This window comes from Aquabacterium sp. (assembly GCF_049317225.1).
Classification (GTDB): Bacteria; Pseudomonadota; Gammaproteobacteria; order Burkholderiales; family Burkholderiaceae_C; genus Aquabacterium.
This window is the reverse complement of the sequence record NZ_JBMOIR010000001.1, coordinates 170,107-186,783: the sequence shown is the minus strand read 5'-3', so window position 1 is coordinate 186,783 and position 16,677 is coordinate 170,107. Positions and strand designations below refer to the sequence as shown.

The 16,677-nt window shown below is 64.1% G+C and carries 15 protein-coding genes and 1 pseudogene; 10 read left to right on the top strand and 6 right to left on the bottom strand.

Features of this window, described 5'->3' with window-relative positions; genetic code table 11:
- The first annotated feature begins 353 nt into the window (after nt 1–353).
- Nucleotides 354–1,766: a hypothetical protein gene (locus ACOYNB_RS00745; protein ID WP_422837198.1), complete on the top strand. Its 1,413-nt coding sequence runs from the start codon at nt 354–356 to the stop codon at nt 1,764–1,766.
- A gap of 26 nt (nt 1,767–1,792) precedes the next feature.
- A complete protein-coding gene (locus tag ACOYNB_RS00740; protein WP_422837197.1) occupies nt 1,793–2,839 on the top strand; it encodes a M14 family metallopeptidase in 1,047 nt (348 codons plus the stop codon).
- 11 nt (nt 2,840–2,850) lie between these two features.
- Here the strand turns inward: ACOYNB_RS00740 and infA are convergent, their stop codons facing one another.
- Entirely contained in the window at nt 2,851–3,108 is a 258-nt protein-coding gene (infA, locus tag ACOYNB_RS00735; RefSeq protein WP_374257959.1) for a translation initiation factor IF-1, read from the bottom strand.
- A 173-nt stretch (nt 3,109–3,281) separates the two neighbouring features.
- Here infA and ACOYNB_RS00730 point away from each other — a divergent pair, with 173 nt between their 5' ends.
- Nucleotides 3,282–4,535 carry an MFS transporter gene (locus tag ACOYNB_RS00730; protein ID WP_422837196.1) on the top strand — a complete coding sequence of 418 codons (1,254 nt, stop codon included), beginning with the start codon at nt 3,282–3,284 and terminating at the stop codon, nt 4,533–4,535.
- Between the two features lie 4 nt (nt 4,536–4,539).
- Here the strand turns inward: ACOYNB_RS00730 and ACOYNB_RS00725 are convergent, their stop codons facing one another.
- Complete coding sequence (locus tag ACOYNB_RS00725; protein ID WP_422837195.1) at nt 4,540–4,824, bottom strand: hypothetical protein; 285 nt, start codon at nt 4,822–4,824, stop codon at nt 4,540–4,542.
- Nucleotides 4,825–4,884: 60 nt separating this feature from the next.
- On the opposite strand from ACOYNB_RS00725, the gene ACOYNB_RS00720 reads away from it, so the two are divergent.
- Nucleotides 4,885–5,262, top strand: a complete 378-nt coding sequence (locus tag ACOYNB_RS00720; RefSeq protein WP_374257964.1) for a phage holin family protein — start codon at nt 4,885–4,887, stop codon at nt 5,260–5,262.
- A 22-nt stretch (nt 5,263–5,284) separates the two neighbouring features.
- Here the strand turns inward: ACOYNB_RS00720 and ACOYNB_RS00715 are convergent, their stop codons facing one another.
- Genes ACOYNB_RS00715 through thiL form a run of 3 tightly spaced genes read right to left on the bottom strand, consistent with a single transcriptional unit; the run spans nt 5,285 to nt 7,360 of the window.
- Nucleotides 5,285–5,779: a CinA family protein gene (locus ACOYNB_RS00715; protein WP_422837194.1), complete on the bottom strand. Its 495-nt coding sequence runs from the start codon at nt 5,777–5,779 to the stop codon at nt 5,285–5,287.
- A gap of 13 nt (nt 5,780–5,792) precedes the next feature.
- Nucleotides 5,793–6,362: a phosphatidylglycerophosphatase A gene (locus ACOYNB_RS00710; protein ID WP_422837193.1), complete on the bottom strand. Its 570-nt coding sequence runs from the start codon at nt 6,360–6,362 to the stop codon at nt 5,793–5,795.
- Entirely contained in the window at nt 6,359–7,360 is a 1,002-nt protein-coding gene (gene thiL, locus ACOYNB_RS00705) for a thiamine-phosphate kinase (protein ID WP_422837442.1), read from the bottom strand. The genes ACOYNB_RS00710 and thiL overlap by 4 nt, the downstream gene beginning before the upstream one ends.
- A gap of 221 nt (nt 7,361–7,581) precedes the next feature.
- Here thiL and ACOYNB_RS00700 point away from each other — a divergent pair, with 221 nt between their 5' ends.
- The 5 genes and pseudogenes from ACOYNB_RS00700 to ACOYNB_RS00680 form a co-directional block, all read left to right on the top strand.
- On the top strand, nt 7,582–8,244 hold the full coding sequence (locus tag ACOYNB_RS00700; protein ID WP_422837191.1) for a response regulator: 663 nt from the start codon (nt 7,582–7,584) through the stop codon (nt 8,242–8,244).
- 5 nt (nt 8,245–8,249) lie between these two features.
- On the top strand, nt 8,250–10,040 hold the full coding sequence (locus ACOYNB_RS00695; protein ID WP_422837190.1) for a hybrid sensor histidine kinase/response regulator: 1,791 nt from the start codon (nt 8,250–8,252) through the stop codon (nt 10,038–10,040).
- An 80-nt stretch (nt 10,041–10,120) separates the two neighbouring features.
- Nucleotides 10,121–12,415, top strand: a complete 2,295-nt coding sequence (locus tag ACOYNB_RS00690) for an NADP-dependent malic enzyme (RefSeq protein WP_422837189.1) — start codon at nt 10,121–10,123, stop codon at nt 12,413–12,415.
- 243 nt (nt 12,416–12,658) lie between these two features.
- Nucleotides 12,659–13,039: a ribonuclease domain-containing protein gene (locus ACOYNB_RS00685; RefSeq protein WP_422837188.1), complete on the top strand. Its 381-nt coding sequence runs from the start codon at nt 12,659–12,661 to the stop codon at nt 13,037–13,039.
- A gap of 98 nt (nt 13,040–13,137) precedes the next feature.
- Nucleotides 13,138–13,524 (top strand): annotated as a pseudogene (locus ACOYNB_RS00680) (barstar family protein); the annotation flags it as partial.
- A gap of 274 nt (nt 13,525–13,798) precedes the next feature.
- Here ACOYNB_RS00680 and ACOYNB_RS00675 read toward each other — a convergent pair.
- Complete coding sequence (locus ACOYNB_RS00675; RefSeq protein WP_422837187.1) at nt 13,799–16,042, bottom strand: transglycosylase SLT domain-containing protein; 2,244 nt, start codon at nt 16,040–16,042, stop codon at nt 13,799–13,801.
- Nucleotides 16,043–16,058: 16 nt separating this feature from the next.
- Here ACOYNB_RS00675 and ACOYNB_RS00670 point away from each other — a divergent pair, with 16 nt between their 5' ends.
- The gene (locus ACOYNB_RS00670) at nt 16,059–16,634 is read left to right on the top strand and encodes a 5-formyltetrahydrofolate cyclo-ligase (protein WP_422837186.1); all 576 of its coding nucleotides are present in this window, start codon (nt 16,059–16,061) and stop codon (nt 16,632–16,634) included.
- Nucleotides 16,635–16,677 lie beyond the last annotated feature (43 nt).

The following is a 16,677-nucleotide window of genomic DNA, read 5'->3' as shown; positions in this document are numbered from 1 at the left end:
CGCCCAATTCGGGTGGCAAGGGCATCGCGCGCTTTTGGGCCATTGGTGTCTTTCGAGGCCCAAGATCAAAGGCTATTGGGCCAACTGAACAATGGCGCCCCCCTCACACTGGAACGTTTTGGCCCCACACCCCATTGGCCGGTCCAAGCCAAAGCAGACAGCCAGCGTTTTTTCACCCTGCGTGTGGACAACGGCCCCGTTTACCAATGCAAAGCGGTCTATCAGCCTGATCGCTGACGGAATACGCTGCAGCACCCACCACGCTTGACCTCCATCAAGCCCCTCGCGCCCTGCGCCCACGCCCCCAGCCAATCGGTTCATCATGAAAGCCTCACGGCTGCATGAGTTGGGGCATGGGACAAGAGATACACGCCTGTCATTTCTCCGAACAAGATCAAGCGCGCTTTGAATCCGCTTTGGTCGCTGAAACACGTTTGGCCCGTACGTTGTTTCAGCAAGGCGGCTTCGCACGCACCGGCATGACGGCGGGGTACGAGCTGGAGGCGTGGTTGCTGGACCGCAACTTCTATCCCAAGCCTTGCAACCAGCGCTTTCTCCAAGCCTTGGCCAGCCCCTTGGTGGTGCCGGAGTTGTCCCGCTTCAACATCGAACTCAATGGTCTGCCGCAGCCCCTCACCGAGCGGGGCCTGAGCCACATGGCGCAAGCGCTGGCTGAGACCTGGACGGCCTGCGCCCACACGGCCCATGGAGACGGAGGCTCGGTGTTGGCCATCGGGACTTTGCCCACGTTGCGTGAGGTGGACCTGAACCTGGCCAGCATGACGCCCGCGAGTCGCTACCGCGCGCTGAACGAGCGGGTGCTGCGGGCCCGGGGTGGACGCCCGCTGACGCTGAAGATTGACGGACTGACGCAGCTCGACACCACACACCGCGACGTGATGCTCGAAGCGGGCACCACCTCGTTTCAGCTCCACCTGCAGGCGCCGGCGCAGCACATGCATCGCTACCTGAACGCCGCCACGCTCCTCAGCGGGCCCCTGATTGCGCTCTCAGCCAACTCACCCTTCCTGTTCGGTCAGGCCTTGTGGCATGAGACACGCATCCCCCTGTTCGAGCAAGCCGTGTCCTGTGGCGACGACGATGCGGGGCATCGCGTGACGTTCGGGCATGGCTACGTCGGCCCCGATGTCACCGAACTGTTTGACGACAACCTGTCTCGCTATCCCGTTTTGCTGCCCTTGTGCAGCAATGCGCCGCTCGACGACTTTGCGCACTTGCGTTTGCACAACGGTACGGTGTGGCGTTGGAATCGGCTGCTGATCGGGTGGGATGCGCAGCAACAGCCCCACTTGCGACTGGAGCAGCGCGTGATGCCAGCCGGCCCCAGCCTGATCGACATGTGGGCCAATGCCGCCTTCTTTTATGGCGCCGTGCACATGCTTGCCACCCAACCCTTGCCGCCCGAACGGCTTGTGCCCTTCGACACGGCACGCACCAACTTTTACACTGCGGCGCGAGAAGGGCTGCAGGCCACACAGACCTGGCTGGACGGCAAGGTGTGGTCGGCCCAAGACCTGCTCACCCAACTGCTACCGCTGGCACGCGAAGGCTTGAACCGCTTGGGCATTGCCGCCGCCGACATCGACCGCTATCTGGACGTGTTGGCCCTGCGTCTGCGCACCGGGCAAAACGGCGCCGCCTGGCAACTGGCGCACCATGCACGGCATCACGACCTCTTCAAGCTCACCGCTGACTATCTGGCCCACCAACGCAGCGGCGCCCCCGTGCACGAGTGGCCCCTGTGATCCCATTGGCTTCACCTCATTCCGTCATGACGATTGCACCGCTTCAACTGACTCGCCTGCACGCCCTGCCCGAGGGCTTTCTGGACACGCCCGCCCGCGATTTGCACTGCATCCTGCCGGGCCCCACGCTCATCCACCTGCCGGGACGGCGGACGCCAGAGTTGTTCGTCTCCGTGCTGCTGCACGGCAATGAAGATGTGGGGTTGGTCGCCATCCAGCAGGTACTCAAGGCCCATATGGGCCGTGAATTGCCGCGGGCCCTGTCCATCCTGATCGGCAATGTCACGGCGGCCCAGGAGGGCGTGCGACGCCTGGACGGGCAACCGGACTACAACCGGGTGTGGCCCGGCACGGTGCAACACGAAGGCACGCCCGAATGTGCGGTCATGACCGAGGTGCACGACATCATGGTGCAGCGCGGCCTGTTCGCCAGCATCGACATCCACAACAACACCGGCCTCAACCCTCACTATGGGGTCGTCAACCGACTGGACCCCGCCACCTTGCACCTGGCCATGCTGATGTCGCGCACGGTGGTGTGGTTCAAGGGCCCGCCGGGCTCACAGACCGGGGCCTTCAGCCCGCTGTGCCCTTCGGTCACGGTGGAATGCGGCAAACCCGGCGTGCCGGCCAACGAAGCCGCTGCGGCCCAGTTCATAGAGGCCTGCCTGCATCTGTCGGCATTCCCGCCCCACGAGGTCCGTGAGCAGGACCTGGACCTGTACCACACGCTTGCGCTGGTCAAGGTGGCCCCGGAAGTGGACTTTGGCTTTGGCGCCCCGGATCGGGCGGTGAACTTCGACCCCCAACTCGATCACAAGAACTTTGTGGAGTTGCAGGCGGGGGCATCATTCGGGCAGACGCGACATGCGCAGCCCCTTCAAGCCTTGGACGAGGCCAATGAGGACGTGGCCGCGTCGATGTTCGACACGGCCGACGGGGAACTGCGGCTGAAACGGCCAGCGATGCCGGCCATGCTGACACTCGATGCCCGCGTGGTACGTCAGGACTGCCTGTGCTACCTGATGGAGCGAGTGCCGTTTGAGCGGGTGCGTCAAGCCGCCAAGGCCTGACCCGCACCAGATCAGCGACGTGGGCCGGAACCCTGGAAGCTGCCGTTGCGCTCGATGTGACGGAAGGTGATGCGGCCCTTGGTCAGATCGTAGGGCGACAGCTCCAGCGACACCTTGTCACCCGCCAGGATGCGGATGTGGTGCTTTTTCATCTTGCCCGAGGTGTAGGCAATCAACTGGTGACCGTTTTCGAGGGTGACGCGGAAACGCGAGTCCGGCAGGACTTCGTCGACCACGCCATTCATTTCAATCAGTTCTTCCTTGGCCATGAGGCTGCTCCAGATAAGCAACGGGGATCGAGCCCCCAGGCCACCGGTCATCCCCCTGCCACCTTGTCGACGCATCGCAGCGACAAGGGGTGCGCAAGAGCCGGGTCGAAAGAGGTCGAATGGTTATTGCAGATAACCGAGCATTATAACGTGATGGCAAGTAAAGTGTGCTAATGCGTACCGAACCCGTCACTTTCCCTGCCAGCCTTGCGGGGCAGGATGCCCGCACCATCGGTCTGATCGGCCTGGCCCACGGCACCTCGCACTTTCATCACATGTTGCTGCCACCGCTGTTTCCGGTCTTCATCCGAGACTTCGGGCTGAGCTACGCGCAATTGGGTTTGCTGGTGTCGGTGTTTTTTGCCGTGTCGGGCATCGGTCAGGCACTGGCCGGTTTTTTGGTCGACCGCAAGGGGGCGCGGCCCGTTCTGTTTGCCGCGCTCACCTGTTTTGTGGGGGCCTCGCTGGCCGCAGCGTCGGCGCACAGCTATGCCGGGCTGATGCTGGCGTCCATCCTGGCAGGCCTGGGCAACGCGCCGTTTCACCCGGTGGACTTCACCATCCTCAACCGGCGGGTATCCACCGCCCGACTGGGTCATGCGTTCTCGGTGCATGGCATCAGCGGGAACCTGGGCTGGGCCCTGGCACCGGTGGTGTTGATCGGGCTGAGCGGCGCCCTGGGGCACTGGCGTCTGGCCTATCTGTGCACGGCGGCCTTGGGACTGACGGTGCTGACCATCCTGTTGTGGCAGCGCGAGGCAGTGAATGACCATCACGCGCCTCATGCCATGAGCCCCCCCGCAGGGCAGCCTACGGCCCACCCGTTCGCCTTCCTCGCGCTACCGGCCGTGTGGCTGTCGTTCTCGTTCTTTTTCTGGACCACCTCGGCACTGAGCGCCATCCAGAGCTTTGCCAGTCCGGCCCTGCAACAACTGTATGGCCTGCCAGGAGCGGCCACCGCCTTCGTGGTCACGGGCTACATGTTGTGCGGCGCCGTGGGCATGGTGATCGGTGGCTTCATGGTCGCGCGGGTGGAGCGGCTGGAACGCACCATCGGCTGGGCCATGGCGCTGGCGGCCAGTTTGTTGCTGCTGGCGTCCTTGCAAGTGCTGCCGGCCTGGGTGGCTGCGGGCAGCGTGGCGCTGGCCGGCTTTGGCACGGGCCTGGCAGGTCCGTCACGCGACATGCTGATCAAGCGCGCTGCGCCCCCCGGCGCCACGGGCCGGGTCTACGGGACGGTGTACTCCGGGCTGGATTTGGGCTTTGCCGTGTCGGCGCCCGTGTTTGGCTGGCTCATGGATCACCATGTCCCTGCGGGCATTTTTGCCGGAGCCGCGGCCTGCCTGGCACTGGGCATTGCGTCAGCCACCCTCGTCGGTCAGTTGGTGGCGGCACGCCGCGCGCCCCCACCCGCCGCATCAGCCTGACCGCTCAATGGGGCTTACGGGGCCCCTTGAAGGCATCGGGCGTGAGCACATTGCCTTCGCGCTGCACCCGACTCATGCGCTGCGCCCGCTCGATCGCTTCACGAGCCTGTTGCGCCGCCAGATCGGGGCGAACCGGCGACACCCGCTTGCCGGGCCGCACGCGGGAGCCCAAACGCCGCCACCAGGCGTCCAGTCGCGCGCGACGCACGGGCCCCATGGCCATCCTGAGCAACATGCCCAGGCACAACAGGGCGATCAACAAGGCGGGCCATTTTTCGATTGCAACCATGATGATCGACTGTAGCGCAGCGGGCCTGCAGCCGCCAAGCGACTGGGCTATGCTTGTCGCATGAAACTGATCATCCGCTGGTTGCTGTTGGCCTGCGCCCTGGTTGTGCTCACGCAATGGGACGTTGGCATTTCGGTTCGGGACTTCGGCTCAGCCATGTTGGCTGCGCTGGTCATTGGCCTGCTCAATGCCTTTGTGCGTCCTCTGTTGATCCTGTTGACCTTGCCGGTGACCGTGTTGAGCATGGGGCTGTTTCTCTTCGTGATCAACGCCCTCACCTTTCAGATGGCATCCGGCCTGATGGACACCTTCCAGGTCACCAGCTTCTGGGGCGCGCTGCTGGGCTCGGTGCTGTACAGCCTGTGGGGACTGGTGATCGACACGGCCCTGGAGCGCATGTTCCCGTCGGTACGCTGGCCTCAGCAGCCACCTATGTGAGCGCACACTCTCGGCACTAAGCTCACAGTGGTGTGGCACGCAGGCGCACGCCTGCCAAAGCATGCGCCACCGTGGCTTGACGGATGGCTGCCCGATCGCCGCTGAGGTGCAGGCACTCGGCATGCACCACGCCACTGCGCTGTGCCCACGCCAGCCACACCGTCCCGACGGGCTTGTCGGGCGTGCCGCCGGTCGGGCCCGCCACCCCGGTCACGGCCACCGCGATGTCGGCATGGGAATGGGTCAAGGCCCCCACCGCCATGGCTTGCGCCACGGCCTGACTGACCGCACCATGTTCGGCGATCAACGCAGCTGGCACGCCCAGCAATTCCGTCTTGGCCTCGTTGCTGTAGGTGACAAACCCACGCTCAAACCACTGGCTGGAGCCCGACAACTCGGTGCAGGTGGCCGCAATCAGCCCGCCGGTGCACGACTCGGCCGTGGCCACCCGCCAACCATGACTGAGCAGACGCTCGGCCAGCCAGCTGGCTTCGGTCAAAGGGGTCTCCGTGCTCATGGTGTGCTCCTGCTCAACTCAACAAGCCCGCGCTGACGCCACCCTGGCGAACGGCCACCGCCAGCGCCAGCAGCACCAAGGTGCACAAGGCGGCCACCAGGTCGTCGAACATGATGCCCAACCCCTGGCGCCAGCCAATCGCCTCACCCGGGCGTAGCTTGAACAAACGGTCCGCCCAGCCCACCGGCCCCGGCTTGACCGCATCGAAAAAACGGAAAGCGGCAAACGCCAGCGCCTGCCCCACCCAGTCCACCGGCCCCATCAGCCACAAGATCAGCCAGAAGGCCCAGATTTCGTCCCAGACCACCGAGCCGGGATCGGCCACATGCAGGCTGCGCGCCGTGTGCGTGCAGGCCCAGATGCCCCCCAGCCAGCCCGCAGCCAGCAGGCCAGCCAAGATGACATCGGTCTGCAAGCCCGCCCCCAGACCATGCTGAATGACGACAAAGCTGGCCCAGCCCCACAGCGTCCCCACGGTGCCGGGAGCCTTGGGGCTCAGGCCGCTGCCTGCCCCCAGCGCGATGAAATGCGCGGGGTTCTGCACCAACATGCTGACGGTGGCGTGTCGCGGTGCGTGACTCATGCTGCGGCTCCCTTGAAGTGGTCAAACGAGGTCCAGCGATTGGGCACGGGTTCACGCACGGCGCTCACCGCATCCACGCTGCCGCGCCACAAGCGCAAGCCGGGCTCAGCCTCGATGCACCCCACGCGGGTCAGCAAGAGCCCCAAGCTGCGGCCCAGTTGTTCGATGCGCTCACGCACCGAGGACGGTGCGGTAAAGGCCAGTTCATAGTCGTCACCGCCAGCCAGGATGCAGTCCAGTTGCTCATCGCGCGAGCGCGCCTGCAAGCAGGGGCTGACCGGAAAGTCGTCCACAAACAAGGCGGCACCGACTTGGCTGCGTTGCAGCACATGGCCCAGGTCACCGAGCAGTCCATCCGAGACGTCGATGGCCGAACTGGCCACGCCGCGCAGGCCCACACCCAAGGCCACGCGTGGATCGGGACGCTCCATGGCCAGTCGCGCCTGGTCAAACTGACCAGCATCCAGACTGGGATGCAAGGTGCCTCGAAAGGCCTCCAGCGCCAGCCGCGCTTCACCGGGATGCCCACTGACCCAGACATCGTCCCCCGCACGCGCGCCACTGCGCAGCAAGGCCAGCCCCGCCGGGACTTCACCGAAAACAGTGATGCCAACGGCCAGCGGACCAGCCGTGGTGTCGCCACCGATGAGTTCGCAATTGTGCTCGTCGGCCAGATCGAACAGGCCCTTGGCAAAGCCGCGCAACCAGGCTTCTTCGACACGCGGCAAGGTCAACGCCAGAGTGAAACCCAAGGGCGATGCCCCGCAGGCGGCCAGATCCGAGAGGTTGACGGCCAGCGCCTTGTGCCCCAATCGTGCCGGGCTGACGGTCGACAAGAAGTGGCGCCCCTCCACCAGCGTGTCGGTGGAGATGGCCAATTGCATGCCCGGCGCGGGGGCGATGACGGCGCAATCGTCGCCATTGCCCACCACCGAACGGTGCGGGCCGACGCCTGGAGGGCGCCGGAAAAAGGTCTCAATGAGGTCGAATTCACCAATGCTCATGAGGGGATTGTCGGGCAAGAGGCGCCAACATAGCCCCAGGAAAACAAATCGCCCGTGCGCCACACGACGCACGGGCGATAGAGACCCTGAGCAGCTGCCTTTGATGATAGGAGCATTGATTTTTGTGCGAAATATTCGTGAATGCAATCAACCAAGGCCTCAATTCCCTTAAACGATGGTTTACCCCCTCACCGAACCGTCGCTAACATGTCGACATGAATCCCAGCCTGCGCGTCCTGATTGTTGATGACCACCCGCTGTTTCGCGAGGGGCTGTGCAGCCTGCTGAAGCGACTGGCGCCTCAGGCCTGCCTGACGCAGACCTCGTCCTTGGACGATGCCTTGACCCATGCCCCAGACCGTTTTGATCTGGTGCTGATGGATCTGCACCTGCCAGGCACAGAGGGACTGGATGGTCTCTTGCGCATGAAGGCGCATTACGAGTCCGCAGCCGTGGTCATCATCTCGGGCGATGAGTCGCCCGTCACGATTCGTTCGGCGATTCAGCAAGGCGCCTCGGGCTATGTGCCCAAGCGCACCGATGTCAATGTGACCATCCAGGCCCTGCAATTGGTCTTGGCGCATGGGGTCTACCTGCCCCCCGAAGCCATGCTGGTCAGGCCCGCAGATACCCCGCCACCGCCCAACTCGCCCATTGAGCCACTCAGTGAACGGCAGCGGGCCGTGTTGCGCGGCTTGCTTCAGGGCAAGTCCAACAAGGTCATTGCCGCCGACCTCGGTTTGGCCGAAGGCACGATCAAGGCGCACTTGTGGGCGGTTTATCAGGTGCTGGGTGTACAAAATCGCGCGCAGGCCATGTACCGCGCACACGAACTGAATCTGTTTGGCGCCTTAGGGTCTGAGCGCACCACGTTGTGAAGTCCATGCCCACTTCCACACCTCACGAGCCCGCTCGCTTTCAGGTGCCCGCGCATCGCGCCCCCCTGAATGCCGAAGTCGAGGTGCTGGAATTGATCGCACGACAGGCGCACAAGGTGCCTTGGCCTGTCGGCTTGGCGGCACTCTTCGTGCTGGCCATCACCTGGCATCAGGTGCCGCACCCGGCCTTAGTGATCTGGACCGCAACTGTCGTCGGCATGCAGGTCGTGCGGTGGTCGGTGCTGCCAAGCCTGCCCTCCCGTGTCATGAGTCATGCCGCGCGCATGCGGACAGCCATTTGGCTCAGCGGCGTCAACGGTGTGGCACAGGGCTCCGCGGTGCTGTTTTTTTACACGATGACCGACTTGCAGCGTGCCATCGTGTCCATCCTGCTGTCCGGAATCACCGCTGGCGCCATCGGCACCACCAACGGGCATCCGCGCATCTACAACGCCTTCGCCTACCCCGTGATGCTGGGCCTGACGCTCAGTTGGGCGTTGTCGCCGCACACCGGCGCCGTATGGTGGATCGACGCAACCATGTCCTTCCTTTGCCTGGCGTTCCTGATCGTGCAAAGCGGGCTGGCGCGCGACCAATACCGCTCATTGTCCGAGTCCGTGGCCATGCGCAACGCCCAGATGCAACTCAACGAGCAGTTGCGCATGGCCTTGCAAACAGCCGAGGAAGCCAACGCGGCCAAGACACGCTTCCTGGCATCGGCCAGTCACGATCTCCGGCAACCCCTGCACACGCTAACGTTATTCAGTGCCGCCCTACAGCAGAGCACCGAGCTGCCAGCGTCGGCGCGCGAGATCGCGCAACACATGGATCGCACCATCCGCAACCTGGGTGAGCAACTCTCCGGCTTGCTGGATCTGTCCAAACTCGATGCAGGGATTGTGGAAGCACGGCGGCAAACGCTGCGACTGAGCGAGGTCTTGCGCCCCATGACGCAGGAATATGCGACCGAGGCGCACAGCCGAGGATTGCGTTTTACGGTTCAGTGCGACGACAGCCTGTGCATCGACAGTGACAAGTTGCTGCTGGGGCGTGTGATTCGCAATCTGCTGGACAACGCCTTCAAGTACAGCCAGCACGGCACCATTGCGGTGAGCGTCCAGCGACAGGGCGACCGGGTGGTCATGGCCATCAAGGATGAGGGCTGCGGCATCCCGCATGCCATGCAACAGCATGTCTTCGAGGAGTTCTTTCAGGTCAGCAATCCCGAGCGGGATCAACGCAAGGGGCTGGGGTTGGGCCTGTCGATTGTCAAGCGCCTGTGCTCGCTGCTGCAGATCGACATGGAATTGTGGTCAGAACCCGGCCTGGGCACCCGGGTCGTTCTCTCTCTGCCTGCGGGCGACGAAGCGCGCTTGCCGCGCATGTACCACGAACCAGAGCTGCCATCGGCTTTGCCTGAACTGAATGTGCTGGTCGTGGATGACGAAGCCGACATTCGGCTGGCCATGCAAACGCTGCTGCGCACCATGGGCTGCACACCTTTGCTTGCCGATGGCACGGAAGCTGCGTTGCTGATGGCCAGCACCACGCCACCAGACATCGTGCTGGCGGATTTCCGGCTTCGCGGCGACGACAGTGGCCTGCAAGCCATTCAGCAACTCCGCGTCAAATACCCTGGATTGCCCGCACTGCTCATCAGTGGCGATGTCGCCCAGGATCGTTTGCAACAAGCCCACGCAGCCGGCTTGCGGATGCTGCACAAGCCTGTGACAGCGCCCGTCTTGCTGCAGACCATCATTGAAACCCTGACCGAGCCGGAACCCTCCCAGTCGTAACGGATTGCGTCACGCACCGAGCAGGTGCTGCGCGAAGTTCCTAAAATCGAGGTCCGTCGGTATCCAAAGGCCTAACAAAGATGACAACACCCGAACAAAAACGCGCTGAACTCAAAAAGGCGGCGCTGGAATACCATGAGCGCCCTACCCCCGGCAAGCTCGCCGTCACGGCCACCAAGCAGCTGACCAACCAGCGCGATCTGGCGCTGGCCTACTCACCGGGGGTGGCCGCCCCCTGCGAAGAAATCGTCGAGAACCCGACGGCTGCCTTCAAATACACCAGCCGTGGCAATCTGGTTGCGGTGATCACGAACGGCACCGCCGTGCTGGGCCTGGGCAACATCGGCCCTCTGGCCGCCAAGCCCGTGATGGAAGGCAAGGCCGTTCTGTTCAAGAAGTTCTCCGACATCGATGTGTTCGACATCGAGATCGATGAGAAAGACCCGGACAAGCTGGTGGAGATCATCGCCTCGCTGGAGCCCACCTTCGGCGGCATCAACCTCGAAGACATCAAGGCGCCCGACTGCTTCTACGTCGAGCGCAAGCTGCGCGAGCGCATGAAGATCCCTGTCTTCCACGATGACCAACACGGCACCGCCATCGTGGTGGGCGCGGCCCTGCTCAACGCACTGAAGGTGGTGGGCAAGGACATCAAGACCGCCAAGCTGGTGACCTCCGGCGCCGGTGCGGCCGCCCTGGCCTGCCTGGGCCTGCTGGTCAAGCTGGGTGTGCCCCGCGAAAACATCTGGGTGACCGACCTGGCCGGCGTGGTCTACGAAGGCCGCACCGAACTGATGGACCCCGACAAGGCCTTCTTCGCGCAAAAGACCGACCAACGCAAGCTCAGCGAGGTCATCGAAGGCGCCGACATCTTCCTGGGCCTGAGCGCCGGCGGTGTACTGAAAGCCGACATGGTCGCCAAGATGGCGGCCACCCCGATCATCTTTGCGCTGGCCAACCCCACGCCCGAGATCCTGCCCGACGAGGTCAAGGCCGTGCGCGACGATGCCATCATGGCCACCGGTCGCTCGGACTTCCCCAACCAGGTCAACAACGTCCTGTGCTTCCCCTACATCTTCCGTGGGGCGCTGGACTCGGGCGCGACCACCATCACCGATGAGATGGAGATTGCCGCCGTTTACGCGATTGCCGAGCTGGCGCAGGCTGAGCAAAGTGACGTGGTGGCAGCCGCCTACGTGGGCGCCAACCTGAGCTTTGGCCCCGAATACCTGATTCCCAAACCCTTTGACCCCCGCCTGATGATCAAGATCGCGCCGGCGGTGGCCAAGGCGGCCGCCGACTCCGGCGTGGCCCTGCGCCCGATCACCGACTACGTGGCCTACGGCGAGAAGCTGCAGAGCTTTGTCTACGCCTCGGGCCACACGATGAAGCCCATTTTCAGCGTGGCCAAGCGCGCCAAAAACAAGCGCATTGCCTACGCCGAGGGTGAAAACGAAGGCGTGCTGCGTGCCGCCCAGATCGTGGTCGATGAAAACATTGCCCGCCCCACGCTGGTCGGTCGCGCCGAAGTCATCACCCAGCGCATCGAGAAGTTCGGCCTGCGCCTGCGCGCCGGCATCGACTACGACATCGTCAGCACCGAAAACGATCCCCGCTACCGCGACTACTGGCAGACCTACCACCAACTCACCGAGCGCAAGGGCGTGACCGAGCAGATGGCCAAGATCGAAATGCGCCGTCGCCTGACGCTGATCAGCTCCATGCTGCTGCACAAGGGCGAAGTCGACGGCCTGATTTGCGGGACCTGGGGGCAGACCAACATGCACCTGCAGTACATCGATCAGGTGATTGGCAAGCGCGAAGGGGTCAAGACCTACGCGGCCATGACCGGCTTGATCCTGCCAGGGCGCACGGTCAACATCCTCGACACGCACATCAACTATGACCCGACTGCCGAGCAATTGGCCGAGATCACGATCATGGCCGCCGAGGAAATGCTTCGCTTTGGTCAGCGTCCGAAGGCCGCCCTGCTGTCGCACTCGAACTTCGGATCGAGCAACCAGCCTTCGGCCATCAAGATGCGTGAAGCCCTGGGGCTGATCCAGCAACAGGCACCCTGGTTGGAAATCGATGGCGAAATGCACGGTGACACCGCGCTGGACGAACCCTATCGCCAGCAACTGATGCCACGCAGCACCCTCACAGGGGAAGCCAACCTGCTGGTCTGCCCGAACGTGGACGCAGCCAACATCGCCTACAACCTGCTCAAGGTGGCGGCAGGCAACAACATCGCCCTGGGCCCGGTCCTGCTGGGTGCGGCCAAGCCGGTGTGCATCCTCACGCCGTCGGCCACCGTGCGCCGCATCGTCAACATGACCGCCATGACCGTGGCCGATGCCAACGCTGGCCGTTAATCGCTTACCTGAAAAGCGCGTGAGCTTATAGCACACGCCGTCCAAGCCTCAGAAAAAGGCCCCGGTTTACCGCATTTCAGCGGGCCGGGGCCTTGAGCTTTTTAGGTAATTTCTATAGCATCACGGCTTTCACGAAGAGCTGCTGTGCTGTATCAGATCTCCAACAGGGATTCCACCTCAATCGGGTCAGGCCGGACCAAATCAGGCTTACCCAGGCGGTCGGCGGCTTTCCTGGCGGGATGGTTGCTGGGCGTGGCGGTCACCTGTTTGCCTTTCGAGGCGCAGGCACGTCGCACCCACCCGGTTGACTACACCACGGTTGCATCGACCGATGTCGTCCCTTTGTCTGGTCTGCCCGCGCAGGCACGCGAAACGCACCGCCGCATTCTGGCAGGTGGCCCGTTCCGTTATGACAAGGATGGCAGCGTGTTTGGCAACCGGGAGCGTCAGCTGCCCAGACAGCCCCGCGGCTTCTACCGTGAATACACCGTTCCAACCCCAGGTGAACGCGACCGCGGTGCGCGGCGCATCGTCTGTGGTGGAAAAGTTTTGAGCGAACCTGAAACTTGTTACTACACCCAGGATCACTACAGCAGTTTTCAGCAAATTGATCCGAGGCGTTAACGCCTTCAGTTGTCCTTTCGTTCTTTGTTCTTTGACCTCCTTTTGAACCCGACCGGGCAGCAAGCACCCGCTTGATGCACCGAGGGTCCCTAGCGATCATGTTGTTGCAATCCGTTCGACCCAACATCGTTCAATCCATCCGCGCATTCCGCCCGGAAGACTTGCAACAGGCGGCCAATGCATCTGGCCAGCACTTCCTGTACACCAACTTGGGTGAAGCCAAGGACAAACAGGACGTGCTGGACATCATCGCCCGTGACTTCCTGTTCCCCGATCATTTCGGCAAGAACCTCGACGCCCTCTACGACTGCATGACCGACCTGGTTCACAAGTCGGGTCCTCAGCCGGGCTTCGTCGTCGTGCTGGAGCTGATTCCGGGCGATCCGGCCTGCGACCGCGAAACCCGCGAGCAACTGCTCGACGCCTTCCGCGACGCCGCCGATTTCTGGGGCGAGCGCAAGGTGCCCTTCCGCGTGTTCTATTCCATGTCGCTGTCGGGCAAGGAATCGGCCGGCAACTGGGACAAGGCCGATGTGGCCCAAAACGACCCGAACGCCAAGCCCGTCAAGGTCTCGAAGAATGCGCCTCAACCCATGGTCATGAACCTGCCCCCCATGAGCAGTGTGTTCGACACCGCCGCCCTGCTAACCGCCGCCTGATGGCTGGCTGAAGCGCTGGCGCAACCACTGCGCCAGTCTGGCGCGCAAAAAAAAGGCCACGGTCTGACGACGGTGGCCTTTTGCTTTGAGTCGCTGCTGATCAGGGCAGGTCCATCTCGGGTGGCGGCGCGCTGTCGGCCCGAGGCCCGATGGTCGCACCCAAGCGGTTGCGCACAGACAGCGGCGTGCCGTGCAAGACCGCGGCGTACACCGTGGCATTGGCCAGCACCTTTTTCACGTAGTCACGGGTTTCCGAAAACGGGATGTTTTCCACCCACACGGCGGCATCCATGCGGTTGCCCTCCCGCCAACGACGTGGGCGGCTGGGCCCCGCGTTGTAGGCCGCTGCCGCCATGGCCTGACTGCCCTGCAGATCGTCCAGCACCAGTTTGAGGTAGCCCGCACCGATGCGCAGGTTGGTCAAACGGTCCGTGATCAGCCCCGGGTGATAGTCGATGCCCAGCTTGCGTGCGGTCCAGGCCGCCGTGGCCGGCATCACCTGCATCAGGCCCGAGGCCCCGACATTCGAGCGGGCCGACACGATGAAGCGGGACTCCTGACGGATCAGGCCATACATGTAGGCGGGATCCAGCCCCACGTCTTGCGCCGCACGCAGCACGTCCTCGCGGAACGGCGTGGGGTAGCGCTGCGACAGGTCGACTTCCTGCCGGGTTTTGTCGCTGGAGTTGATGCAGCGGTCCCAAATTTCCCGACGGCACGCCTCTTCGGCAATGGCGCGCAGCTCCCGATCACTCAAGCCACCGGGTTTGCCGTAGCTGAGCGTGTAGTTCCACTCCTTGACCGCTTCGGTCCGCCAGCCCAGGTCGAGCAGGCGCAAGGCACGGTCGATCCCCGGCTGCGCACGGGCCTGCGCCAGATCCGACTCGCTCAGCGCCGGCGGACGGACCGGCGTCTTGGCCGGGGTGCCATGCAGCTCTTCAGCCGCCAACTGCCCATAGAAGGTCAAGGGGTGTGCCGCTTTGGCCAGCCACTCGCGGGCGTGCTGGCGGTTGGCGTCGCCGCCGCGGGCTTGCAGCATCTTGGCTCGCCAGTATTGCCAGGTGGCGTCCTGCTGCATGTCGGCCGGCATGGCCTCCAGCGCTTGCTCCACCAGAGTCCAGCGCGCGGGTGTGCCCGTCACCGCCCCGCGCAGACCCACACGGGCCATCCAGGCCAGGGTTTCGTTGGACCAGCCCAGATCCCCCCGCGCTGCGCCCAGGCGCAACTCGCCGGCGGCTGCGGCCAAGGCCCGGTCGGTCAGGGCACGCTCGTAATAGCTCGCCGCATCAGGTTGCAGGCGCCAGGCGGCCGAACGACCCAACTGGGCCCACGCCCAGGCAGCCTCTTCCGAACGCCAGCCCCAGCGAGTGCGCACGCTCGGATCGCCGATGGCCTGCGCGGCCCCCTGGGGATCTGAGCCAGCCCAACGGATGAAGGCCAGCACGTTCAGCGGCCCCTTCGCCTCGGGCGGCGTTTCGATGGGCAAGAGCATCAGGCTGGGCTTGGCTTTGCCGGCCTTGTTGGCCGCCTGCCGCTTGGCTTTGCTGTCCTTGACTGGCCCCATGGAAGCGCCGGGTGAACGGCTGGCCACGCTGGTGCCCCCGCCTTGCGCCGCATCGCCGCCGGTCAGAAAGGCTTGGGGTTGGCTCATCAGGCGTGCCACCGCCTGGGCCACCGGATCTCCCAGCAGGCGCGCCGCCTGCTGCACGGCCTTGGGCTTGTCGGACTCGACCGCCAGGCGCAGCTTGCGCCACACGTCATCGCTTTTCAGGATGCCGGCACTGATCAAGGTTTTGGCCATGGCGTCACAGCCGTTGTCGCCATCCTTTTGGGCAAACCAGGCTGCACGCGCCTGCTCACGCTGGTCGCCTGCCGACCCGGCCCACGCCCCCATTTGCTGGCGCGCCAACAAGCCGTAGCAAGCGACCTCGCGGTCATCGTTCATGCGGAAACCAGGTTGCACACGCAGGAAGGCACTCCAGTTCTGACGCCGCCCCAGTTCCAGCAACCAGTCGTTGCGGGCCCGGTCGGCCACATAGCTTTCGGGCCAACGAGCCAGGAACTCGTCCACCTCGGCCGGGCTCAACTCGACCTGACGGATCTGGAAGTACCAGTAATCGGCCCACGGGGCCAGGGGATGCTGCGCAGCGATCAGGGCATCCCGTGCGGCCAGCAGGCGCGCGCGGTCACGGGTGCGTGCGGCGTCTTTGGCGGCCACCACCGTGGCATCGCCATCTGCCCATTGCGCCTGTCCGGGCTGAGCGAAGCAAAGCAGCGCCCCCGCCAATGTGGCCGCCCACACGCGACGGGCGCGGCGGACGGCATACTTGTCTTTGAAAATCAATTGTCTTGCCTCTGTGATGACCCCTACCGCCCCAACCTCACCGCGCGCCGAACTGCGACAACGCCTGCTGAGTGCCCGACAGACCTGGGCCCAAGGCCCCACAGCCCCGGCAGCACAAGCCGCTTTGGACAAGCGCCTGGCCGAGGTCCTGGCACAACTGGAACCGGACTGTCTGGGGCTGTACTGGCCCATGAAGGGGGAATTTAACCCAAGGGACGCTGCACTGACAGCCCAGTCTGCGTGGGGATCGCGCTTGGCCCTGCCCTATGCCGACAAAACGCCCGTGGCCATGCACTTTCGGCCCTGGTCCGGCGAGGACCCCACGGTTGTCGATGCCTGCGGCATTCCCAGCACGGAAGGCAAGCCTGTCGTCCCCGATGTGGTCCTGGTGCCCTGCGTCGGCTTCACGGCCGAGGGCTATAGACTGGGCTATGGCGGCGGCTATTTCGATCGTTTTCTGGCGGATCACCCTGGCGTCACGGCCATTGGTCTGGCCTGGGATGAGGCCTTGCTGCCGCGCGAGGCGCTGGCCCCGCAAGCCCATGACATCCGCCTGATGGCGGTGGTGACCCCCTCGCAAATCTGGGGATGACGGGGCGCGTAGAATGCCTCGACCTCGGTTTTGACGGTGGCGC

Bases quoted from the DNA above. Each gene is read 5' to 3' on its own strand.
- ACOYNB_RS00745 (WP_422837198.1), top strand. From the start codon at position 354: ATGGGACAAGAGATACACGCCTGTCATTTCTCCGAACAAGATCAAGCG.
- ACOYNB_RS00740 (WP_422837197.1), top strand. From the start codon at position 1,793: ATGACGATTGCACCGCTTCAACTGACTCGCCTGCACGCCCTGCCCGAG.
- infA (WP_374257959.1), bottom strand. From the start codon at position 3,108: ATGGCCAAGGAAGAACTGATTGAAATGAATGGCGTGGTCGACGAAGTC.
- ACOYNB_RS00730 (WP_422837196.1), top strand. From the start codon at position 3,282: ATGCGTACCGAACCCGTCACTTTCCCTGCCAGCCTTGCGGGGCAGGAT.
- ACOYNB_RS00725 (WP_422837195.1), bottom strand. From the start codon at position 4,824: ATGGTTGCAATCGAAAAATGGCCCGCCTTGTTGATCGCCCTGTTGTGC.
- ACOYNB_RS00720 (WP_374257964.1), top strand. From the start codon at position 4,885: ATGAAACTGATCATCCGCTGGTTGCTGTTGGCCTGCGCCCTGGTTGTG.
- ACOYNB_RS00715 (WP_422837194.1), bottom strand. From the start codon at position 5,779: ATGAGCACGGAGACCCCTTTGACCGAAGCCAGCTGGCTGGCCGAGCGT.
- ACOYNB_RS00710 (WP_422837193.1), bottom strand. From the start codon at position 6,362: ATGAGTCACGCACCGCGACACGCCACCGTCAGCATGTTGGTGCAGAAC.
- ACOYNB_RS00700 (WP_422837191.1), top strand. From the start codon at position 7,582: ATGAATCCCAGCCTGCGCGTCCTGATTGTTGATGACCACCCGCTGTTT.
- ACOYNB_RS00695 (WP_422837190.1), top strand. From the start codon at position 8,250: ATGCCCACTTCCACACCTCACGAGCCCGCTCGCTTTCAGGTGCCCGCG.
- ACOYNB_RS00690 (WP_422837189.1), top strand. From the start codon at position 10,121: ATGACAACACCCGAACAAAAACGCGCTGAACTCAAAAAGGCGGCGCTG.
- ACOYNB_RS00670 (WP_422837186.1), top strand. From the start codon at position 16,059: ATGACCCCTACCGCCCCAACCTCACCGCGCGCCGAACTGCGACAACGC.